Raw genomic sequence first — 18,808 nt, 5'->3', positions numbered from 1 at the left:
CCTTATTGCTTATTTAGTACATCAACGTTGCGCCCATAGTACCTTGAAAGGTGTTTTGGGCAAAGTCTGAATTACTGTAAACTTTGCTTTCAATAGTTTACGTTAACGTAAACGTTTTATTTTTGTCGTGCACTAGCATAGCCAATATTTAAGTGCTAATGTGCGCGCAATTTTGGGATGAACGAGGAAACCAAACTCATGTCTCTATTTGAGCATCAAGAGTTCGACCAACACGAACAAGTGGTGTTTTGCCACGATAAAGAAACCGGTCTTAAAGCGATTATCGCAGTTCACGACACCACCTTAGGTCCATCGTTAGGTGGCACACGCTTGTGGAACTACGCGTCATCAGCCGAAGCTCTGACGGACGTGTTGCGCTTATCGCGTGGCATGACTTATAAGAGCGCCCTCGCCGGCTTGCCCCTTGGCGGCGGTAAAGCGGTTATCATCGGTGATGCAAAGAAAATTAAAAGCCCCGAATTATTCCGTGCTTATGGTCGTTTTATCAATTCATTAGGCGGACGTTATATTACTGCCGAAGACGTCAATATTCGCACCAGTGATATCGCAATTGTTGCTGAAGAAACACAACATGTTGCCGGTACCGAAGGTAAAGCGGGTGACCCGTCACCGCATACCGCGCAAGGTACCTATTTAGGCCTGAAAGCTGCCGCTAAGCACAAATTTGGTAGCGAAGATTTAAATGGTTTGAAAATTGCGATTCAGGGTCTCGGTGCGGTTGGTTACGACTTCGCTGAATACTGTGCAAAAGAAGGCGCAAAACTATTCGTGACCGATATTAATGAAGAAGCCTGCGAGCGTGCCGCACGAGAATTGAATGCGACCGTTGTCGGCTTAGATGAAATCTATGGCTTGGATGTCGATGTTTATGCTCCATGTGCATTAGGTGCGACCATCAACGACACTACACTGCCACAAATTAAAGCGAAAATTATCGCCGGTAGTGCCAATAACCAGTTAGCCACCCCTGCGCACGATCAAAAAGTCATGGATATGGGGATTCTGTATGCACCTGACTACGTGATTAACGCAGGTGGTGTAATTCATGTTTGTAGCGAAGCTACCGGTATGAGTACCGCCGAAACGGAAGAACGGGTGCGTAATATTTACAATACGTTGACTGAGATCTTCAATCGTTCAGCAGCAGAGCAACGCCCCACAGGCATTATTGCTGACGAGCTGGCTCGTGAAGTGATTGCCAAAGCAAAAGCAGCCAAGCGCGGTTAATACCGCGCTCAGCTCTTATTAACTCAGCAAGTCTGCGAGAAGCTGCACTGGATGGCGAACATCCTGTCGCAGCTTCGTTGTTTCTGTAGCTTGCATGCGATGGGTTTGGCAGCGACAAGAAAACCCGGTGGCCAAAGGCTGCGCACTTGCCGCAAGGGGTTGCTGCCAACTCATAGCAAAGAGTCGCTTCGAATGCTCGAGCTGTTCGATTTCATGTCCATAAGTTCCTGCCATTCCACAGCAACCCGTTGCTACCGGCTTAATGGTTTTACCCACGCTGGCAAATACTTGCTGCCATTGCTTCGCCGTTGTCGGTACGGCTGTTTGCTCAGTACAGTGGGTTAACAAATCGGCACTGCCCTCGTGCACCCCTTTGAACTGTTGTAGCTCCGCTAGATGCTCACATAACCACTCGTGCACTAATTGCACCTTGTAATTCTGCGGCGCGCCACGAAATTCACGATATTCATCACGCATCACCAGTACTGTGGCAGCATCCAAGCCAACCATGGGAATAGCTAACTCAGCAACAGCGTTAAGTTGTTTGCTCACACGCTGCACTACACGGCGAAACTGGCTTAAAAAGCCTTTCACATGTAAGGCTTTACCATTACCGATAAAGTCCAATAAATATGGCTGGTAACCCATACGCGCGACGACTTTTGCAAAGGCGACTACCACTTCAGCTTGGTAAAAACTGGTAAAGGGATCCTGCACAATCACCACGATGTTTTGCCGCTCCTTGGCATCCATCGCTTGCAGTTGTTCCACATTGCCCGATAACCAATCCTGCTGCCATTGCTGCTGGAGATTAGGAACCGATAATTTGGGCGTATCAACGTAACCAAAGACTTTAGCAAAGAGCCATTGACTCAAACCATTGTGGGTTAGTGCATTGCTGATACGCGGCCATTTCGCCATTAGCGGCACCGTGCGCTCTACACTTGCTACCAAATAATCACGCAGTGGGCGCCGATACAGATGATAATACCATTGTAAGAACTTCGCCCTAAACTGCGGTACGTCAACTTTGACCGGACATTCGCTAGCACATGCCTTACATGCCAAACAGGCATCCATGGAAGCTTTCACTTGGTGGTTAAAGTCACTGGCGTTTTGACGTTTAGGAAAACGCCAAAACCAAGACTTCTGTGGTGCTTCTGCGCTCACATCAACGCCTTCTCGAGCGTTCAGACGTAGCCATTCACGAATTAAGGTGGCGCGACCTTTTGGTGAATTGCGTCGATCACCCGTGACTTTATACGAGGGACACATAGGCGATGCTTCGGCATAGTTAAAGCACAAGCCATTACCATTACAGTTCAAAGCTGCTTGATAGGACGCACGCGCAGCGATTGGAATTTGGCGGTCGAAAAAGCCTCGTTTGCGCGCATCAACCGAAACCAGTTGAGCGGTCGGATGGCCAAACGGCGTGGCCAACTTTCCTGGATTCAACCGATTGTCAGGATCAAAAGCAGCTTTAATTTTCTGTAGTTCGGTATAGAGCTCGGGACCAAAGAACGTCGGCGCATACTCGGAACGAAAGCCCTTACCATGTTCACCCCACATCAAACCGCCATATTTGGCAGTCAAAGCTGCGACTTTATCGCTGATACGGCGCAACATTTGCTCATCGGCCGGCACTTTCATATCCAGCGCAGGACGCACGTGTAATACGCCAGCGTCGACATGGCCAAACATCCCGTACTGCAGTTCATGTTGGTCAAGTAAACCTCGAAACTCGCTAATAAAGTCCGCCAGTGACTCAGGTGGCACTGCGGTGTCTTCAGCAAACGCGATAGGCTTACGTTCGCCTTTTACCGCACCGAGCAAACCGACGGCTTTTTTACGCATGGCATAGATGGTTTGAATGCTATCCGCTTGGTCACAGATCTTATAGCCCACCACTCCATGTTGGTTATTAGCGCCGGCCTCTAATTCACGCTCCAAGATTGCAATCAGCTGTTGCAGTTTTGCATCAATTTCAGCCTGATCAACGGCGGTGTATTCCACCATGTTGATGCCGTCCATGGGTTGATCAGCTTGGCCTTCAGAAAGATGCTCGCGAACACTGTCCCAAATAATGTCATTACGTGCCAAATTGAGCACTGTGTTATCTATGGTTTCGACCGAAGTCGCACGTGCTTTAACCAAAACCGGCGCATGCCGCAACGCAGCATCGAAATTACGATAGCTTATATTTACTAAGACTTTGTGGCGCGGAATGGCGGTTAAGTTGAGTTTAGCCTCGGTAATAAATGCCAAAGTACCTTCAGAGCCGGCCAACAAACGCGATAAATCAATAGTTTGTGCTTGCGGGTCATAGCAATGCTTGAGATCGTAGCCGGTTAAAAACCGATTCAATGGCGGGAATTTAGCTTCGATAGCGCTCCGCTTGCCGATACAAGTTGCAATAGCTTGCCGGTAAAGACTTGCCTCCATGCTTTCGCCGTGCGCGCGGCGTTGCGCCTCGGCCACGCTTACCGGGGCCGTTTCAATCACTTCGCCATTGATCAACACCGCTTGTAGACCAAGAATATGATCGCTGGTTTTACCATAGACCAAGGACCCCTGCCCTGAAGCGTCGGTATTGATCATACCGCCAATGGTGGCACGATTAGAGGTCGACAAATCCGGCGAGAAAAACAGTCCATGCTCGCGCACAGCATCGTTGAGTGCATCTTTGACGACACCCGTCTGACAGCGAACCCAAGCTTGTTCAGGGGCAATTTCAAGAATGTTTTTAAAAGTTCGACTTAAATCAATGATGATGCCTTGATTCAAGCTTTGCCCATTGGTACCCGTACCCCCCCCACGAGGGCTGAAGGTTAGATCGAGAAAGTCCTCGCGCTGAGCAAGTTGCAATGCCAACTGCAAATCAGCGGTATCACGAGGAAAAATGACAAGCTGTGGTAACAGTTGGTAAACACTGTTGTCGGTCGCGGCGAGTAAACGACTTGCATAGTTATCTTCGATTGCGCCAGCGAACCCCGCTTGCGTTAGCGCTTGGCTATAGCGTCGATAACCAGCGGCAGGAACCTCGTAGCTTACGTGCTGATCGAGCACGTGCAACTCCTGGACTGCTGTATTTGACAAGTCGTTCTCCTCGTCGAATTGAATTAGTGTTTTGCGTGTTCTGCAAGATACAACCAAGTATCAACTACAGTGTCTGGATTTAGTGATACGGAATCTATGCCTTGTTCGACCAACCATTGAGCAAAATCAGCATGATCCGATGGTCCCTGGCCACAGATACCAACATACTTGCCTTTGCGTTTTGCCGCTTGAATAGCCATCGCTAACAGTGCTTTGACTGCTTCGTTGCGTTCGTCAAATAAGTGCGCAATGACACCTGAATCGCGATCAAGCCCTAACGTCAATTGCGTCAAATCGTTGGAGCCAATAGAGAAACCATCGAAAATATCGAGGAACTGGTCTGCTAGCAAAGCATTAGACGGTAGTTCGCACATCATAATCACGCGTAAACCACGTTCTCCCTGCACTAACCCTTGTTCGGCTAAAAGCTTGATCACTTCGCGACCTTCTTCAAGAGTGCGTACAAACGGAATCATTACTTCGACGTTGGTCAGTCCCATGTCATCGCGCACGCGCTTGATAGCCTCACATTCCATCGCGAAACAATCGCGGAACTCAGCTGAGATATAACGTGAAGCACCGCGAAAACCAAGCATTGGATTTTCTTCGTGCGGCTCATACTGACGTCCACCCAACAGGTTTGCATACTCGTTCGATTTAAAATCTGACATTCGGACAATCACCCGTTCAGGTGCAAACGCAGCACCTAGGGTGGCGATCCCTTCCGTCAGTTTGGTTACGTAGTATTCGCGCGGTGATGGATAACCGGCAATGTACTCATCGATTTGTGCCTGTAATTCAGGCGTTTGTTGTGCGTAATTCAGCAAGGCTTTTGGATGTACGCCGATCATCCGATTAATAATGAATTCCAAGCGCGCCAAGCCAATACCGGCATGTGGCAACCCAGCGAAATCAAAAGCACGGTCTGGGTTGCCCACGTTCATCATAATTTTTAATGGGACGTTTGGCATCGCACCGACATCAGTGCGGTTGACCGCAAATTCCAGTTCGCCATCATAAATGTAACCGGTATCACCTTCTGCACAAGAAACGGTGACCGCTTGCCCCGCTTTAATTTTGTCCGTTGCATCACCACAGCCGACGATAGCCGGAATACCTAATTCGCGCGCAATAATCGCCGCATGACAAGTACGTCCACCGCGGTTGGTGACAATCGCCGCGGCCCGCTTCATGATCGGTTCCCAGTCGGGGTCGGTCATATCGGTCACGAGTACATCGCCCGCTTGCACCTGATCCATTTCAGAAATATCGTTCAGTACACGTGCGACACCACTGCCAATGCGCTGGCCTATGGCGCGACCGCTGGCCACAACTTGGCTTTTCTTAGCCAAAGTAAAGCGTTCGATCGCTTGACCAGATTTATTTGACTGTACGGTTTCTGGGCGCGCCTGGACGATATAAAGCTTGCCATCGATCCCATCTTTCGCCCATTCAATGTCCATTGGGCGACCGTAGTGCTGCTCGATAATCATCGCTTGCCGTGCCAAATCTTCAACTTCTGCATCAGTAATAGAAAATTGACGTGACTGCTCGGTCGGAATGTCGACGATCTGAGTTTGCTTGCCATGATCTTTGCTATCAGCGTAAATCATTTGAATTTTCTTACTACCAATGTTGCGACGTAGCACCGCTTTACGACCGGCTTTTAAGGTCGGTTTATGCACGTAAAATTCATCAGGATTCACCGCACCCTGCACAACCATCTCGCCCAGACCATAAGATGAAGTAATAAAGACTACGTCGTTGAAGCCTGACTCGGTATCGATGGTGAACATGACGCCTGAAGCGGCAATGTCGCTCCGTACCATGCGTTGAATACCAGCCGATAGCGCAACGCCACGATGGTCATAACCTTGATGAACCCGGTAGGATATCGCGCGATCGTTAAATAACGAGGCGAATACATGTTTAATCGCTTCCATGATTGCATCGATGCCATGCACGTTAAGGAAGGTTTCTTGTTGACCGGCAAAGGACGCATCTGGCATGTCTTCAGCGGTGGCCGAGCTGCGCACTGCGAAACTTACTTCATCGTTGCCCTCGCTCAGTTGCTGATAGGCATCACGAATCGCCTTATCGAGCTCTGGCTGAAACGGTGTATCGATGACCCACTGACGAATTTGTTTGCCCGCTTCGGCAAGTGCGCGAACATCGTCAACGTCAAGCTTATCGAGCAGTTTATGAATGCGTTCGTCGACGCCAGATTGTTCGAGGAATTGGTGGAAGGCTTCAGCTGTGGTGGCAAAGCCGTTGGGCACCACAACCCCGGCGCCAGCAAGGTTACTAATCATCTCGCCTAGGGAAGCATTCTTGCCCCCTACACGCCCTACATCATTCATCCCTAAGTGATCATACCAAAGTACGTAATCAGTAACCTGTTGCTGCACGTTGAATTCCTCGCAGTTGTAAAGCGAAAGGTAGCCGTCAATCTGGCTGATGATGGCTCATCATTTTACACGCTAACGCCGAAAAGGTTAAGATTCATCAGGCATTTCTACGCTGAGAAACCATTCATGAGAACAATCTTCTATATATCTGACGGCACTGCACTGACAGCTGAAGCTTTCGGCCGCGCCATGTTATCGATGTTTCCGGTCAAGGTGGAACACAAAACCATTGCTTTTGTCGATAGCGTAGAAAAAGCGCAACTCGCCGTCACCAAAATCAACGCAGCACATGCAGCATCGGGCGAACGTCCGATTATTTTCCATACCTTCGTAAGTTTGGATATTAAACGCGTTATCACCAGTTCCGAAGGCAGCTGTTACGATTTTCTCGATTATTTTGTCGAACCCATGAGTGCTGAACTCGGGATTCAAGCACAACCCAAAACGCACAGAACTCACGGTATTCAAGAAAATGGTGTGCGTGATAGCTACGACAGTCGTATCGAAGCGGTGAACTACTCGCTTGCCAATGACGACGGCAGTAACATCGCTGACTACGATCAAGCCGATATCATTCTCCTCGGTGTCTCACGCACTGGAAAAACGCCGACGAGTCTTTATTTAGCCCTACATTACGGCATCAAGGCGGCCAATTACCCCATTACTGAAGATGATGACATGGAGAACTTACAGTTACCGAAAGTGTTAAAGCACCAACGGCATAAACTCTTTGGTTTGACGCTGGAACCGCAGCGCCTACACGAGATCCGCAGTAAACGTCGCGAAGGCTCACGCTATGCGTCAATGCAGCAATGTCGGTTTGAATTACAAGAAGTAGAGAAACTGTACCGCCGGGAAGCCATCCCGTTTCTAGATTCAACGCGGTTTTCGGTAGAAGAGATTGCCGCCAAGATCCTCGCCGAGACGAATCTTGAGCGGCATCATTATTGAGAGTTCAAGCGTGTTTAAGCGTCGCTATTCTGAGCAGCAGCGGCGCGTGCGTCCGTACTCTCAAAAATTTTGTCAGCAGAAGCTGCAACAAAGCCCGTGTAAAGTTTATTCGGTGCCACTTCGTAACGCTTGGCAAACTCGTAGAAGCAACTTGGAATGACTTTTTCCATATCGCTAAAACGTACGGGCATATGATCGGCCATGGTTGACGACTGTTCCAAGTAAACCGCCGGTGACCCCTTAATCTCACCACCTGAACTATTAAGGCGGAAGCCGGCGTTTTTCAAGGTTTCGTTCACTTGTTCAAGTGACGCATAATCAGGCAATTCGTTCACGTTCACGGTAAAGTGATTGGCGCGGAAACCAAATGCTGCCATCCATGCCGCGTATTCACTTTCTTCGAGCAAGCGCTCATAGTCATTGCTGCTGATTTGCCAGTGCGTACCTGAGTACAAAAATTCAGGTTGCTGAACTGCTGCCGGGTCAATCTGCTCAACCAACTGCTTTACGATCGCTTGGAGTTCTGGTGAGAATTCTTCGACCAAAAGCTCGCTGATGAAAATTTTTGGTAAGCGCGGGTCGGCGTGCTCAAAGTGCTTCGCCTGCAAACGCTTCGCCTCAAAGGTATAATCACCCGCCGCAACGTAACCCATAGCTTCAAAGTGCTTCGCTAGGGTTTCTAGGCGCACTGGGGCTAAATTAAAAGTACGGAAGGCAACATGGTCGTTGATAATGTCGCGGCCTTGGCCCAACACTTCATGCACTTTTGCTGCCGATGGCGTAAGTTTGATGTAATCGTTCCAAAGGTTTTCAAAAAACTGCTCAACCTGCTGTGACATATACTACTAAACCTCGAAAATGTCGTGTTATCCGCGGCCTTGACGTGCCTCACGGAGTGAATCTGCGACCAAGAAGGCTAATTCCAGCACTTGGTCTGCATTCAAACGCGGGTCGCACTGGGTGCGATAGCGCTGCGTCAAATCCTGTTCACTAATCTGATAAGCACCGCCGGTGCATTCAGTTACGTCTTCGCCAGTCATTTCGAGATGCACACCACCTGGGTAGGTTCCCTCGGCCTGGTGCACAGCAAAGAACTGACGCAGTTCCTGATGTATGGCGTCGAAATTACGAGTTTTCAAGCCGTTTTCAGCTTTCACCGTATTGCCATGCATTGGATCACTTGACCACACCACATGCCGCCCTTCTGCTTTGACACGGCGCACTAACGCTGGCATCGCTTGCGCAAGCTTATCAGCGCCCATGCGCGTAATCAGCGTCATGCGGCCCGGCTCGTTGTGCGGGTTAAGCACATCCAACAATGCGATCAGTTGATCAGGTGTTGTGGTCGGACCTATTTTAACACCGATCGGGTTGTGAATACCACGCATAAACTCAACGTGCGCATGGTCTAGCTGGCGTGTTCGCTCGCCAATCCAAACCATATGCGCTGAACAATCATAAGGCAGACCGGTCAGCGTATCGGTGCGCGTTAACGCTTCTTCATAAGGCAACAGAAGTGCCTCGTGGGAAGTGAACAACTGAGTTTCGTGAATGGTCGCATTGGTTTGCGCAGTGATACCCACGACTTCCATAAATTTCAGTGCCGATTGAATTTGCTCAGCAACTTCCAAATACTTTTCTTTCAGCGGATTGGCAGCAACAAAACTCATGTTCCACTTATGCACTTTGTGCAAGTCGGCTAAACCACCCTGAGCGAACGCGCGCAGCAAGTTCAAGGTCGCCGCTGAATGGTGGTAAGCCTGTAACATACGTTGCGGATCGGGTACCCGCGCAAGCTCAGTAAAATCAGAGCCATTAATGATATCGCCGCGATAACTTGGCAGACTAATCCCATCAATGGTTTCTTCGTCGCTCGAACGCGGCTTGGCGTACTGTCCCGCCATGCGCGCCACCTTTGTTACAGGGCACGAACCGGCGAAGGTCATCACGATTGCCATTTGCAAAATGACTTTGAAAGTATCGCGGATTTTCGGCGCATTAAAGTCAGCAAAAGATTCGGCGCAGTCACCACCTTGTAAAAGAAAACCATGCCCTTGGCTCACTTTACTTAACTGTGCGCGAAGTGAGCGAATTTCTTCGGCGAATACCAGCGGTGGAAAGGTTTTTAGTTGTTGTTCAACCTGCTGCAGCTGCGCTTTATCAGTGTAATTTGGTTGCTGCTGGATAGGCTTCTCACGCCAGCTTCGTGCACTCCAATGGGTCATGGTATTCCTTATCTACTACTTTTATCGTTTCAGTTGTTGCAAAGCTGCAATGCGTTTTTCAAGTGGCGGATGGCTCATAAACAGCTCACTCGGACGCCGTTTGCTCTGGATCCCAAAGGCTGCCATGCTGCCATCAAGTTGTGATTCGTGCGCATTTTGCAAACGTCGCAGCGCCGCAATCATTTTCTCCGGACCTACTAACCGCGCAGAACCTTCATCCGCACGGAATTCGCGCTGGCGCGAAAACCACATAACGATAATACTGGCTAGGACACCAAAAACAACCTCTAACACCATGACAATGCCAAAATAAGCGAGTCCACCCAAACCACGGCCATCTTGCGAGTTGCTCCGCGTGGCATTATCAATAATTCCAGCAATGACCCGTGCGAAGAAAATTACAAAGGTATTCACCACCCCTTGAATCAGGGTCAAAGTCACCATATCACCGTTGGCAATGTGACTGATTTCATGTGCGAGTACGGCCTCGACTTCGTCTTCATTCATGTGCCGCAGCAGACCCGTGCTTACTGCAACCAGTGAACTCTTCTGGCTCGCGCCCGTGGCGAACGCATTGGGTTCAGGCGAATCATAGATAGCGACCTCAGGCATCGGAATGCGTGCTTGCTGCGCTTGGCGGGCAACCGTTTGCAGTAACCAGCGCTCGGTTGCATTGCGCGGGGTCTCAATAGTCTGTGCACCGACGCTTCGTTTTGCCAACCATTTCGACAGTGCCAGCGAAATAAAAGCACCGCCAAAACCAAACACCGCGGCAAATACGAATAGCCCAGTGTAGCTGGAAGGATCGAGTCCAAACGCCGGCATGACCAAGTTCATGACCACCCCAAGCACCACCAGAATCGCTAAGTTTGTGGCAAGAAAGAGAACGATACGTTGCATGATCAAGTTACCTCATAAGACCATTGATACGAGTTAAATATGGGTACAATTGTACCGCATATCAATCGCTAAGCAGCGGTTTTTTTTGTTACGATGCCGAGTGCCAAAACGATCGTGATGAATTTTCAAAAGTTGGACCCCTTGCTATGCAAAAGTTGCTTCTCTGCTCGAGTTCTAAAGCTGGCGATAGTGATTATCTAGCCCCCGTAATACCCTGGTTATGCGAACGAGTGCCGGCTCCGGCAACAATAGCCTTCGTGCCTTTCGCAGGAGTGACCATGAGCTACGCTGAATACACGCAGCGGGTTGCTGAGAAGCTGGCACCGCTGGGTTACGACATTATCAACTTGGCTGCTCAGGACGACGCAGTGGCAACCTTAGTGGCGGTGGACGCCATCTTAGTCGGCGGTGGCAACACCTTTCACTTGCTGAACGAGCTGCAACAACGGGGACTCGTGACACCGTTACAATCAACTGTGCAAGCAGGCACTCCGTACATTGGTTGGAGTGCAGGCTCGAACATCGCCGGCTTATCGATTCGCACGACCAACGATATGCCGATTGTCGAACCGCAATCCTTCAGCGCGCTAAGCTTTTTGCCTTGCCAGTTGAATCCGCATTATATTGACAGCCACCCTCCAGGCTTTCATGGGGAAACCCGTGATCAGCGGCTGGCGGAGTTTACTACCGTCGCACCAAGCACAGCGGTGATTGGTTTACGCGAAGGTTCCGCCTTATGGGTTGATGGCGACACAGTGAAATTGTGTGGCGATGCTCCCGGGGTGCTGTTTCTTGGCAATGATAAACATCAATTGCCGGCAAATAGTGACATTAGCGCCTGGCTTTCAAGTAAATAGCCAGCAAGCTTGGCACTGTCAGCGCTGGGTTCAAAAGGTAAAATGCCCAAACACGGCGCTGGCAGTTTAGCCTTTAAGTATTCTATATTTTCTTGTTGATAACTCATGACGGATGCTTGTGGTTGATTGCCGATCCAGCCAACTAACTCGGCACCACTTTGTTGAATAGCTGCCGCAGTGAGCAGCGCATGATTTAAACAACCGAGTTTCAGCCCCACAACCAAGACCACCTTGGCCCCCACCGCGACCGCAAAATCCGCTAGGGTTTCCGCCTCGTTGAGCGGGACTAACCAACCACCGGCACCTTCGATGAGCAACAGATCGTGCGGATGTTGCGCCAGACGTTGTTGATGGCGCAGCAACTCAGCAACGCTTAACTTGATGCCCGCTTGCTCAGCTGCGATATGAGGTGCAATCGGCGCGGCTAAACAGATAGGATTCACTTCCGCATAACTAACATTACGTGCGTTCATAGCAAGCTCAAGTTGCAATGCATCACTGTTGCGCAAGCCACTTGCTGTAGCCACTGCGCCAGCCGCAACTGGCTTCATTGCGAGTGTCCTCACAGCACCCTCTGCCAAGCGATAAAGCAACGCTGCAGCAGCAATCGTCTTGCCAGCATCGGTATCTGTACCAGCAACAAAAACACATGTCATCTTGCATTTTCCTCAATCTATTTATACTGTTCTTTGCGCGCGCACGAGGCCAATTTGCCAGCGCAATGGCAGCATTCCGGTGTCGTTGCGGTACTGTTCCATAACCTGCTCTAACTGCGCTAAGCGTTGTCGACCGAGATAGCTTGCTTGCGCACGTGCCGTGTAGTTGGCGCCGATGCCTTTCAGATCGCGCAGCATAGCGGTCACCGAAGGATAAGCTTGCGTAACCTGCAGTACGACACATGAAGCCTGCCACGACAGTAGTTCAAGTTGTTGCTGGAGCGTATCTTGTGTGAGCCAACGGTTATGACGCACCGCGCCGTCAACTTCAGCAAAACACTCATTCAATGGCCACATTGAGCCCGCTAACACCGTCGAAGCGAACAACTGCCCATTCGCCGCTAATACGCGGTGCCACTCTCGTAATAAAGCAGCAGTGTCATTCGCCCACTGCATCGCCAGGTTCGAGTGCAGACAGGCCACGCTTTCGTTCGCTAGAGGTAAACGTTCCATATCGGCTAAAAGCCAGTCACCTGTCTGCGACTGTTGCGCAACCTCTAGCATGGTTGGCGCAATATCAAGCCCCACATAACGATCCGCAAGGCGCTGCAGAGCCGGTGCGTGATGTGCGGGTCCGCAACCGACATCAAGCAGTACTCCGCGAGTAGGCTTTAGCTGCGTTATTAAAAGTTCAGCAATCTGTCTTTGCAGGCCGTCATGCTGGGTATAACTGTACGCAGCACGCGCAAAATGACGGGCGACTCGCGTTTTATCGTAATGGCTATGCAGCATCTAAGGCACTCGCTAGGGCATCGACAAGTTGACGAATGTGCGCATCGCTATGTTCTGCCGTAAGCGTTAAACGCAATCGAGCGGTGCCTTCTGGCACCGTCGGTGGGCGTATCGCAGCACACCAAATATCCTGTGCACGGAGCTTAGCGCTTACCCCTAGTGCGCGAGCATCGGTACCCAGGATCAGTGTTTGGATAGCGTGTTGGCTTTCACTCAATGGGAGTTCTCGCTGCTGCGCCAGTTCACGAAACAAACTGATATTCGCGGCTAAGCGCGACCGCAACTGTTGGCCTTCGGCACCAGCAATCACCTCAACCGCCGCCGTAATAGCGGCAGCTTGCGCCGCAGGCATTGCGGTTGAATAAATGAGTTCCGGACAATAATTGCTTAAATAGCTTGCGGCGTCCGCGCTACAGGCAATGGCACCACCGGCAACTCCACAAGCTTTGCCAAACGCCAGCACCAGATATTCCGGTGCTTGCTGCACCAGTTCGACTACCCCGCGGCCGTCCTTGCCCAGCACACCAAAACCATGCGCGTCATCAAGCCACCAATCAGCACGAGGACGATGACGATGTAGCCGTGCATAATCGGTTAGCGGCAATTGATCACCATCCATACTAAATACTGACTCGGTCACCAGCAGTTCAGAGTTTTCCGTCGCCGCTGGTGTTATCGCCAGTAATTGATTGTGACGAAAGCGCCGCCAGGGCTGCCCGCTCTGTTGCGCACCAGCCAATAGTGAGGCATGAGCTAAACGATCTAGCCAGAGTTTGTCATACAAACGCCCTAGCGTGGCTAGCCCACCACTATTGGCCGCGAATGCCGAACCAAACAACATCACCGCCTCATAGCCGAGGAATTCCGCTAATTGCGCGCTGAGCCGCGCATGCTCGGTTTGATAACCGGTCACTAGCGGTGAGGCACGACTACCGACCGTTGCTAACGAACACCAAGCAGCACGCACCGCCGGATGCGAACTCAAGCCCAAATAGTCGTTGCTGGAGAAATGCAGATAACGCTGCCCTGCGAGTTGCAGTTCACTGGCAGTGCTGGTGACAGTTGTCAGCTGTCGACAGCGTTGTCGTTGTTGACGACTGGCTAGCTGCGCCTGTATTTGCGCTTGAACTTTTGCCTGCACCAGCTTCCCCTAGCGCGCCTCATAGTACAGCGGCGCACTTTGCTGCTCGTGCACCGCGTCTTCAAGGACTGCTTCATGCACTTCATCGGCATAGCCCTCGTGCGCCAAGGGTGTGATGCCGAGTCGCGCGAACAATTGCCGATCTTTGTTGGCTTCTGGGTTTGGAGTAGTCAACAAACGCTCACCGTAGAAAATCGAATTCGCCCCGGCGAAGAAACACATCGCCTGCAACTCATCGGTCATGGTTTCCCGTCCAGCGGAAAGCCGCACAAACGACTGTGGCATCAGAATACGCGCCACAGCAATAGTGCGCACAAACTCTAATGGGTCCAAATCGTCAAGCTCGGCAAAAGGCGTGCCTTTGACTTTTACCAGCATATTCACCGGTACACTTTCAGGATGCTGTGGCAAATTCGCCAGTTGTTGCAGCAATCCAGCGCGGTCATGACGGGTTTCGCCCATGCCAACAATACCGCCAGCACAAACTTTCATGCCCGCATCGCGGACGTTACTCAGAGTATCTAGGCGATCTTGATAGGTGCGAGTACTAATAATTTCACCATAGAACTCCGGCGACGTATCAAGGTTGTGATTGTAGTAATCTAACCCTGCCTGCTGAAGAACCTTGGCTTGTTCAGCGCTAAGCATGCCTAAGGTCATACAAGTCTCAAGTCCCAACGCCTTCACGCCTTTGATCATTTCAATCACATAGGGCATGTCACGGTCTTTTGGATTACGCCACGCCGCTCCCATACAAAATCTTGAGGCGCCCTGTTGTTTCGCCGCTTCGGCTTCTGCCAGTACTTTTTCAACTGCCATGAGGCGCTCACGGTCGACATCAGTTCGGTAATGCGCACTTTGTGGGCAGTACTTGCAATCTTCTGGACAAGCCCCAGTTTTAATCGAGAGTAAGGTGCTCACCTGAACCTTATTCGGATCAAAATGCGTGCGATGAACCTGCTGTGCAGTAAACAACAAATCATTCAGTGGTTGTGCAAATAAGGCTTCAATTTCTTCACGCTGCCAATCATGACGGATGGGTTGCTTGCTCATCTGAGTTCTCTTGTTTTAAGTGATTTTATGCTCGGAAAGGATACTTTGATCCGCTACACTGTCAACTTTTAACAGGTCTTATATCTTACGTTTGGTTACTTTTTATGCAATTAACTGATTTGCAATTTGACCGTGAACACATTTGGCATCCGTACACCTCTCTCAAGGAACCACTTCCTGTCTACCCCGTTGCGGCGGCTGAAGGCTGTGAGTTGATCTTGGCGGATGGACGACGTTTAGTCGACGGCATGTCTTCCTGGTGGGCTGCCGTGCATGGCTATAATCACCCGCATTTAAACGGGGCACTCCAAAGGCAACTGCAACACATGAGTCACGTGATGTTTGGCGGAATCACCCACCAACCAGCCGTCGATTTATGTCGACGCTTGCTTAAGCATGCGCCAGACAATCTGCAACATGTGTTTTTAGCTGACTCAGGCTCCGTCAGTGTAGAAGTTGCGATTAAGATGGCGGTGCAGTATTGGTATGCGCAAGATCACCCTAGCAAAAACCGGTTGGCGACCATTCGCGGCGGTTATCACGGTGATACTTTTGCCGCAATGTCGGTGTGTGATCCAGTCAATGGCATGCATGCACTGTTTCAAGGCAGTCTTAGAGAGCAATTGTTTGCCCCCATTCCGCAGCTTACGCCTAACGATGACTGGGATCCGCGCGCACTCGAACCGCTAGCACAGTTGCTAGAGCGCCATCACCATGAACTTGCAGCATTAATTCTAGAACCCATAGTGCAAGGTGCCGGCGGTATGCGCTTTTACCATCCCCACTATCTCGCTGGTGCCGCTGCACTGTGTCGCGAGTATAAGGTATTACTAATAGCCGATGAAATCGCCACCGGCTTCGGTCGCACTGGGACCTGGTTCGCCTGTGAACACGCACAGGTCGCGCCAGACATTCTTTGTGTTGGCAAAGCCCTCACTGGCGGCTACATGACCCAAGCCGCAGTACTCTGCAGCGCCGAGGTCGGCGCAGTGATTAGTCAGGGGCCCGCCGGTGGTACCTTTATGCATGGTCCAACTTTTATGGGCAATCCACTTGCCTGTGCAGTGGCCAACGCAAGCTTGCAGTTGCTGGAGCAAAATCAATGGCAACAACAAGTGCAGACTATCCACCAACAGTTAGTAGCCGAACTCATGCCTTTACAGTCATTGCCGACAGTGGCAGACGTGCGATGTTTTGGTGCGATTGGCGTGGTCGAAATGCACGCGCCCGTAGATGTGGCGAAAGCTCAGCAGGCATTTGTCGAGGCCGACGTATGGATCCGCCCGTTCGGTAAATTGGTCTATCTGATGCCTCCGTACATTATTACCGCCGCGCAACTGACAAAATTGACTGATGCGATTGCGGATCTTGCCCGCCAGGCGTGATTTTCGCTTGAGTCTTAGGCAAAGCAAGGTAACATAGACGCACTTTTTGACCTTTGATTTTAACAGGGAGTTTTAACACCTATGCCCTTCGCAACAGTAGTCGACGTTTTAGCGGGAAAAATCGCTGTTGGTGAGCAAGCCACCGTTCGTGGTTGGGTGCGTACTCGGCGTGACTCTAAAGCCGGTATCTCATTCATTAACATCCATGACGGTTCATGCTTTGATGCTATTCAAGCTGTCGTACCCAATGAACTCGATAACTACGATAGCGAAGTGTTAAAACTCACCACTGGCGCCAGTGTAGCCATCACTGGCACTGTCGCTGAGTCGGCAGGCAAAGGTCAAGCGTTCGAACTACAAGCAATAAAAGTTGAAGTCTATGGCTTCGTCGAAGATCCTGATACCTATCCGATGTCGCCAAAACCTCATTCAATGGAATACTTGCGTGAGTTCGCTCACTTGCGTGCGCGCACCAACGTTACTGGTGCGGTCATGCGGGTGCGCAACTGTCTCGCACAAGCCTTGCATCGCTTTTTCTATGAGCGTGGCTACTTATGGGTGGCAACCCCTATACTTACTGCTTCAGATGCTGAAGGCGCCGGTGAGATGTTCCGCGTCTCAACATTGGATCTGATGAACTTGCCGCGTACTGATAAAGGTGATGTTGATTTCAGTAAAGATTTCTTTGGTAAAGAATCATTTTTGACGGTCTCTGGGCAGTTAAACGTTGAAACCTATGCCTGCGCATTGTCAAAGGTTTACACCTTCGGCCCAACCTTCCGTGCCGAGAACTCGAACACCAGTCGCCATTTGGCAGAATTTTGGATGGTCGAGCCTGAAGTTGCCTTCGCCGATCTCAACGACATTGCTTATCTTGCCGAAGACATGCTCAAGTACTGTATCAATGCCGTGCTGACTGAGCGCGCCGATGATATGGCATTCTTCCAACAACGCATTGACAACAGCGTAATAGAACGTCTGGAAAAAGTGGCAAGCAACAAATTCGTGCACATGGATTACAGTGACGCCATTGAGATCCTGCAAAACTGTGGCAAGAAGTTCGAATACCCAGTCAGTTGGGGCACTGACTTGCAATCAGAGCACGAGCGCTACTTGGCCGAAGAGCACGTCGGCGCACCGATCGTCATGAAGAACTATCCAAAAGACATTAAAGCCTTCTACATGCGCCAAAATGACGATGGTAAAACGGTGGCAGCGATGGATATCTTAGCACCAGGCATTGGTGAGATCATCGGTGGTAGTGCACGCGAAGAACGTCTTGATCTGCTAGACGCGCGCATGGCAGAGATGGGTCTAGATGCTGAGCACTACAGCTGGTACCGCGACTTACGTCGTTACGGTACCGTGCCGCATGCTGGATTTGGCTTAGGTTTTGAACGCCTAGTCACCTATGTGACGGGCATGACCAATATCCGTGATGTCATCCCCTTCCCACGGGCGCCAAAAACCCTTGATTTCTAACCCGTTGAACGCTTAGCCATCGGTAAATTTGTTGCCGATGGCTTTGTTCGGTTTAATCGGCGTTGGCACCACCGGTGTGCCGACATATAAAAAGCCGACGATCGCGTCCTCTCGCTTGCCCCCGAGTGCCGCTAATACTCCAGCATCTTCGGCAAACCATCCGGTGCGCCAAATCGCTCCTAGCCCTTGCGCAAAGGCAGCTTGCTGCAGTAACAAAGTCGCACAAGCGGCACTGGCGAATTGTTCATCTCTGGGCACTTTATCATGGGCTTGATAGTCCATTAGGCACGCAATCACCATCGGCGCTCGCAGCGGTAATTGCGCCGCACGCTCAAGCTGCAGCGCATCATCGCCACGCGCACGTGCCGCTGCCACAAAGATCTCAGCGAGTCGGGTTAAACCGGCCCCTGCAAATGTCACAAATCGATAGGGCATCAATTCCATGTGATCGGGCGCTCGCGTTGCTGCTTGCTGCATTAGTGCAAATTGTTCAACTGTTGGCCCTGGCGCAACCAGACGCGGCATTGACGAGCGGGTGGTAAGTAATTCGATGGCGTCCATGAGGCTCCTACTATTCGCCAGTGAAAGACAATTCAATAACGCTGCTAGCTTAG

At 50.7% G+C, this 18,808-nt stretch carries 15 protein-coding genes; 5 read left to right on the top strand and 10 right to left on the bottom strand.

What is annotated here, in order from left to right:
• Positions 1 to 198: 198 nt before the first annotated feature.
• Positions 199 to 1,248, top strand: a complete 1,050-nt coding sequence (locus tag IDAT_RS00890; RefSeq protein ID WP_034729327.1) for a Glu/Leu/Phe/Val dehydrogenase dimerization domain-containing protein — start codon at positions 199 to 201, stop codon at positions 1,246 to 1,248.
• 18 nt (positions 1,249 to 1,266) lie between these two features.
• Here the strand turns inward: IDAT_RS00890 and ydiJ are convergent, their stop codons facing one another.
• Together ydiJ and ppsA are read right to left on the bottom strand one after the other, a co-directional pair.
• Positions 1,267 to 4,314 carry a D-2-hydroxyglutarate dehydrogenase YdiJ gene (gene ydiJ, locus IDAT_RS00885; RefSeq protein WP_051986484.1) on the bottom strand — a complete coding sequence of 1,016 codons (3,048 nt, stop codon included), beginning with the start codon at positions 4,312 to 4,314 and terminating at the stop codon, positions 1,267 to 1,269.
• A gap of 53 nt (positions 4,315 to 4,367) precedes the next feature.
• Entirely contained in the window at positions 4,368 to 6,752 is a 2,385-nt protein-coding gene (gene ppsA / locus IDAT_RS00880; protein ID WP_034729324.1) for a phosphoenolpyruvate synthase, read from the bottom strand.
• A 126-nt stretch (positions 6,753 to 6,878) separates the two neighbouring features.
• On the opposite strand from ppsA, the gene ppsR reads away from it, so the two are divergent.
• On the top strand, positions 6,879 to 7,703 hold the full coding sequence (gene ppsR / locus IDAT_RS00875) for a posphoenolpyruvate synthetase regulatory kinase/phosphorylase PpsR (RefSeq protein WP_034729321.1): 825 nt from the start codon (positions 6,879 to 6,881) through the stop codon (positions 7,701 to 7,703).
• A gap of 14 nt (positions 7,704 to 7,717) precedes the next feature.
• On the opposite strand, the gene IDAT_RS00870 is transcribed toward ppsR, so the two are convergent.
• Genes IDAT_RS00870 through htpX form a run of 3 tightly spaced genes read right to left on the bottom strand, consistent with a single transcriptional unit; the run spans position 7,718 to position 10,828 of the window.
• A complete protein-coding gene (locus IDAT_RS00870) occupies positions 7,718 to 8,542 on the bottom strand; it encodes a DUF1338 domain-containing protein (RefSeq protein ID WP_034729319.1) in 825 nt (274 codons plus the stop codon).
• A 27-nt stretch (positions 8,543 to 8,569) separates the two neighbouring features.
• Positions 8,570 to 9,928, bottom strand: a complete 1,359-nt coding sequence (locus IDAT_RS00865) for a class II 3-deoxy-7-phosphoheptulonate synthase (protein ID WP_034729317.1) — start codon at positions 9,926 to 9,928, stop codon at positions 8,570 to 8,572.
• Between the two features lie 21 nt (positions 9,929 to 9,949).
• Positions 9,950 to 10,828 (bottom strand): protease HtpX, encoded by an 879-nt coding sequence (gene htpX / locus IDAT_RS00860; protein WP_034729314.1) that lies wholly within the window; start codon positions 10,826 to 10,828, stop codon positions 9,950 to 9,952.
• Positions 10,829 to 10,974: 146 nt separating this feature from the next.
• Between htpX and pepE the strand changes: the two genes are divergently transcribed.
• Positions 10,975 to 11,685 carry a dipeptidase PepE gene (pepE, locus tag IDAT_RS00855; protein WP_034729311.1) on the top strand — a complete coding sequence of 237 codons (711 nt, stop codon included), beginning with the start codon at positions 10,975 to 10,977 and terminating at the stop codon, positions 11,683 to 11,685.
• On the opposite strand, the gene bioD is transcribed toward pepE, so the two are convergent.
• Genes bioD through bioB form a run of 4 tightly spaced genes read right to left on the bottom strand, consistent with a single transcriptional unit; the run spans position 11,637 to position 15,327 of the window.
• A complete protein-coding gene (gene bioD, locus IDAT_RS00850; RefSeq protein ID WP_034729308.1) occupies positions 11,637 to 12,341 on the bottom strand; it encodes a dethiobiotin synthase in 705 nt (234 codons plus the stop codon). The two genes, pepE and bioD, sit on opposite strands and share 49 nt — an antisense overlap.
• Positions 12,342 to 12,362: 21 nt before the next feature.
• A complete protein-coding gene (locus IDAT_RS00845) occupies positions 12,363 to 13,133 on the bottom strand; it encodes a methyltransferase domain-containing protein (RefSeq protein WP_051986483.1) in 771 nt (256 codons plus the stop codon).
• Positions 13,123 to 14,274: an aminotransferase class I/II-fold pyridoxal phosphate-dependent enzyme gene (locus tag IDAT_RS00840; RefSeq protein ID WP_034729306.1), complete on the bottom strand. Its 1,152-nt coding sequence runs from the start codon at positions 14,272 to 14,274 to the stop codon at positions 13,123 to 13,125. Before IDAT_RS00840 ends, IDAT_RS00845 begins: the two co-directional genes overlap by 11 nt.
• 9 nt (positions 14,275 to 14,283) lie before the next feature.
• Positions 14,284 to 15,327 (bottom strand): biotin synthase BioB, encoded by a 1,044-nt coding sequence (bioB, locus tag IDAT_RS00835; protein WP_034729301.1) that lies wholly within the window; start codon positions 15,325 to 15,327, stop codon positions 14,284 to 14,286.
• A 104-nt stretch (positions 15,328 to 15,431) separates the two neighbouring features.
• Here bioB and bioA point away from each other — a divergent pair, with 104 nt between their 5' ends.
• Positions 15,432 to 16,712 (top strand): adenosylmethionine--8-amino-7-oxononanoate transaminase, encoded by a 1,281-nt coding sequence (gene bioA, locus IDAT_RS00830; protein ID WP_034729300.1) that lies wholly within the window; start codon positions 15,432 to 15,434, stop codon positions 16,710 to 16,712.
• 81 nt (positions 16,713 to 16,793) lie between these two features.
• A complete protein-coding gene (gene asnS / locus IDAT_RS00825; protein WP_034729298.1) occupies positions 16,794 to 18,194 on the top strand; it encodes an asparagine--tRNA ligase in 1,401 nt (466 codons plus the stop codon).
• A gap of 12 nt (positions 18,195 to 18,206) precedes the next feature.
• Here asnS and IDAT_RS00820 read toward each other — a convergent pair whose 3' ends face one another.
• Entirely contained in the window at positions 18,207 to 18,755 is a 549-nt protein-coding gene (locus tag IDAT_RS00820; protein ID WP_034729295.1) for a nitroreductase family protein, read from the bottom strand.
• Positions 18,756 to 18,808 lie beyond the last annotated feature (53 nt).

It is taken from the genome of Pseudidiomarina atlantica, from assembly GCF_000753735.1.
Lineage (GTDB): Bacteria > Pseudomonadota > Gammaproteobacteria > Enterobacterales > Alteromonadaceae > Pseudidiomarina > Pseudidiomarina atlantica.
Note: the sequence above shows the minus strand (reverse complement) of the source record. Positions and strands in the feature narration are given on the sequence as shown.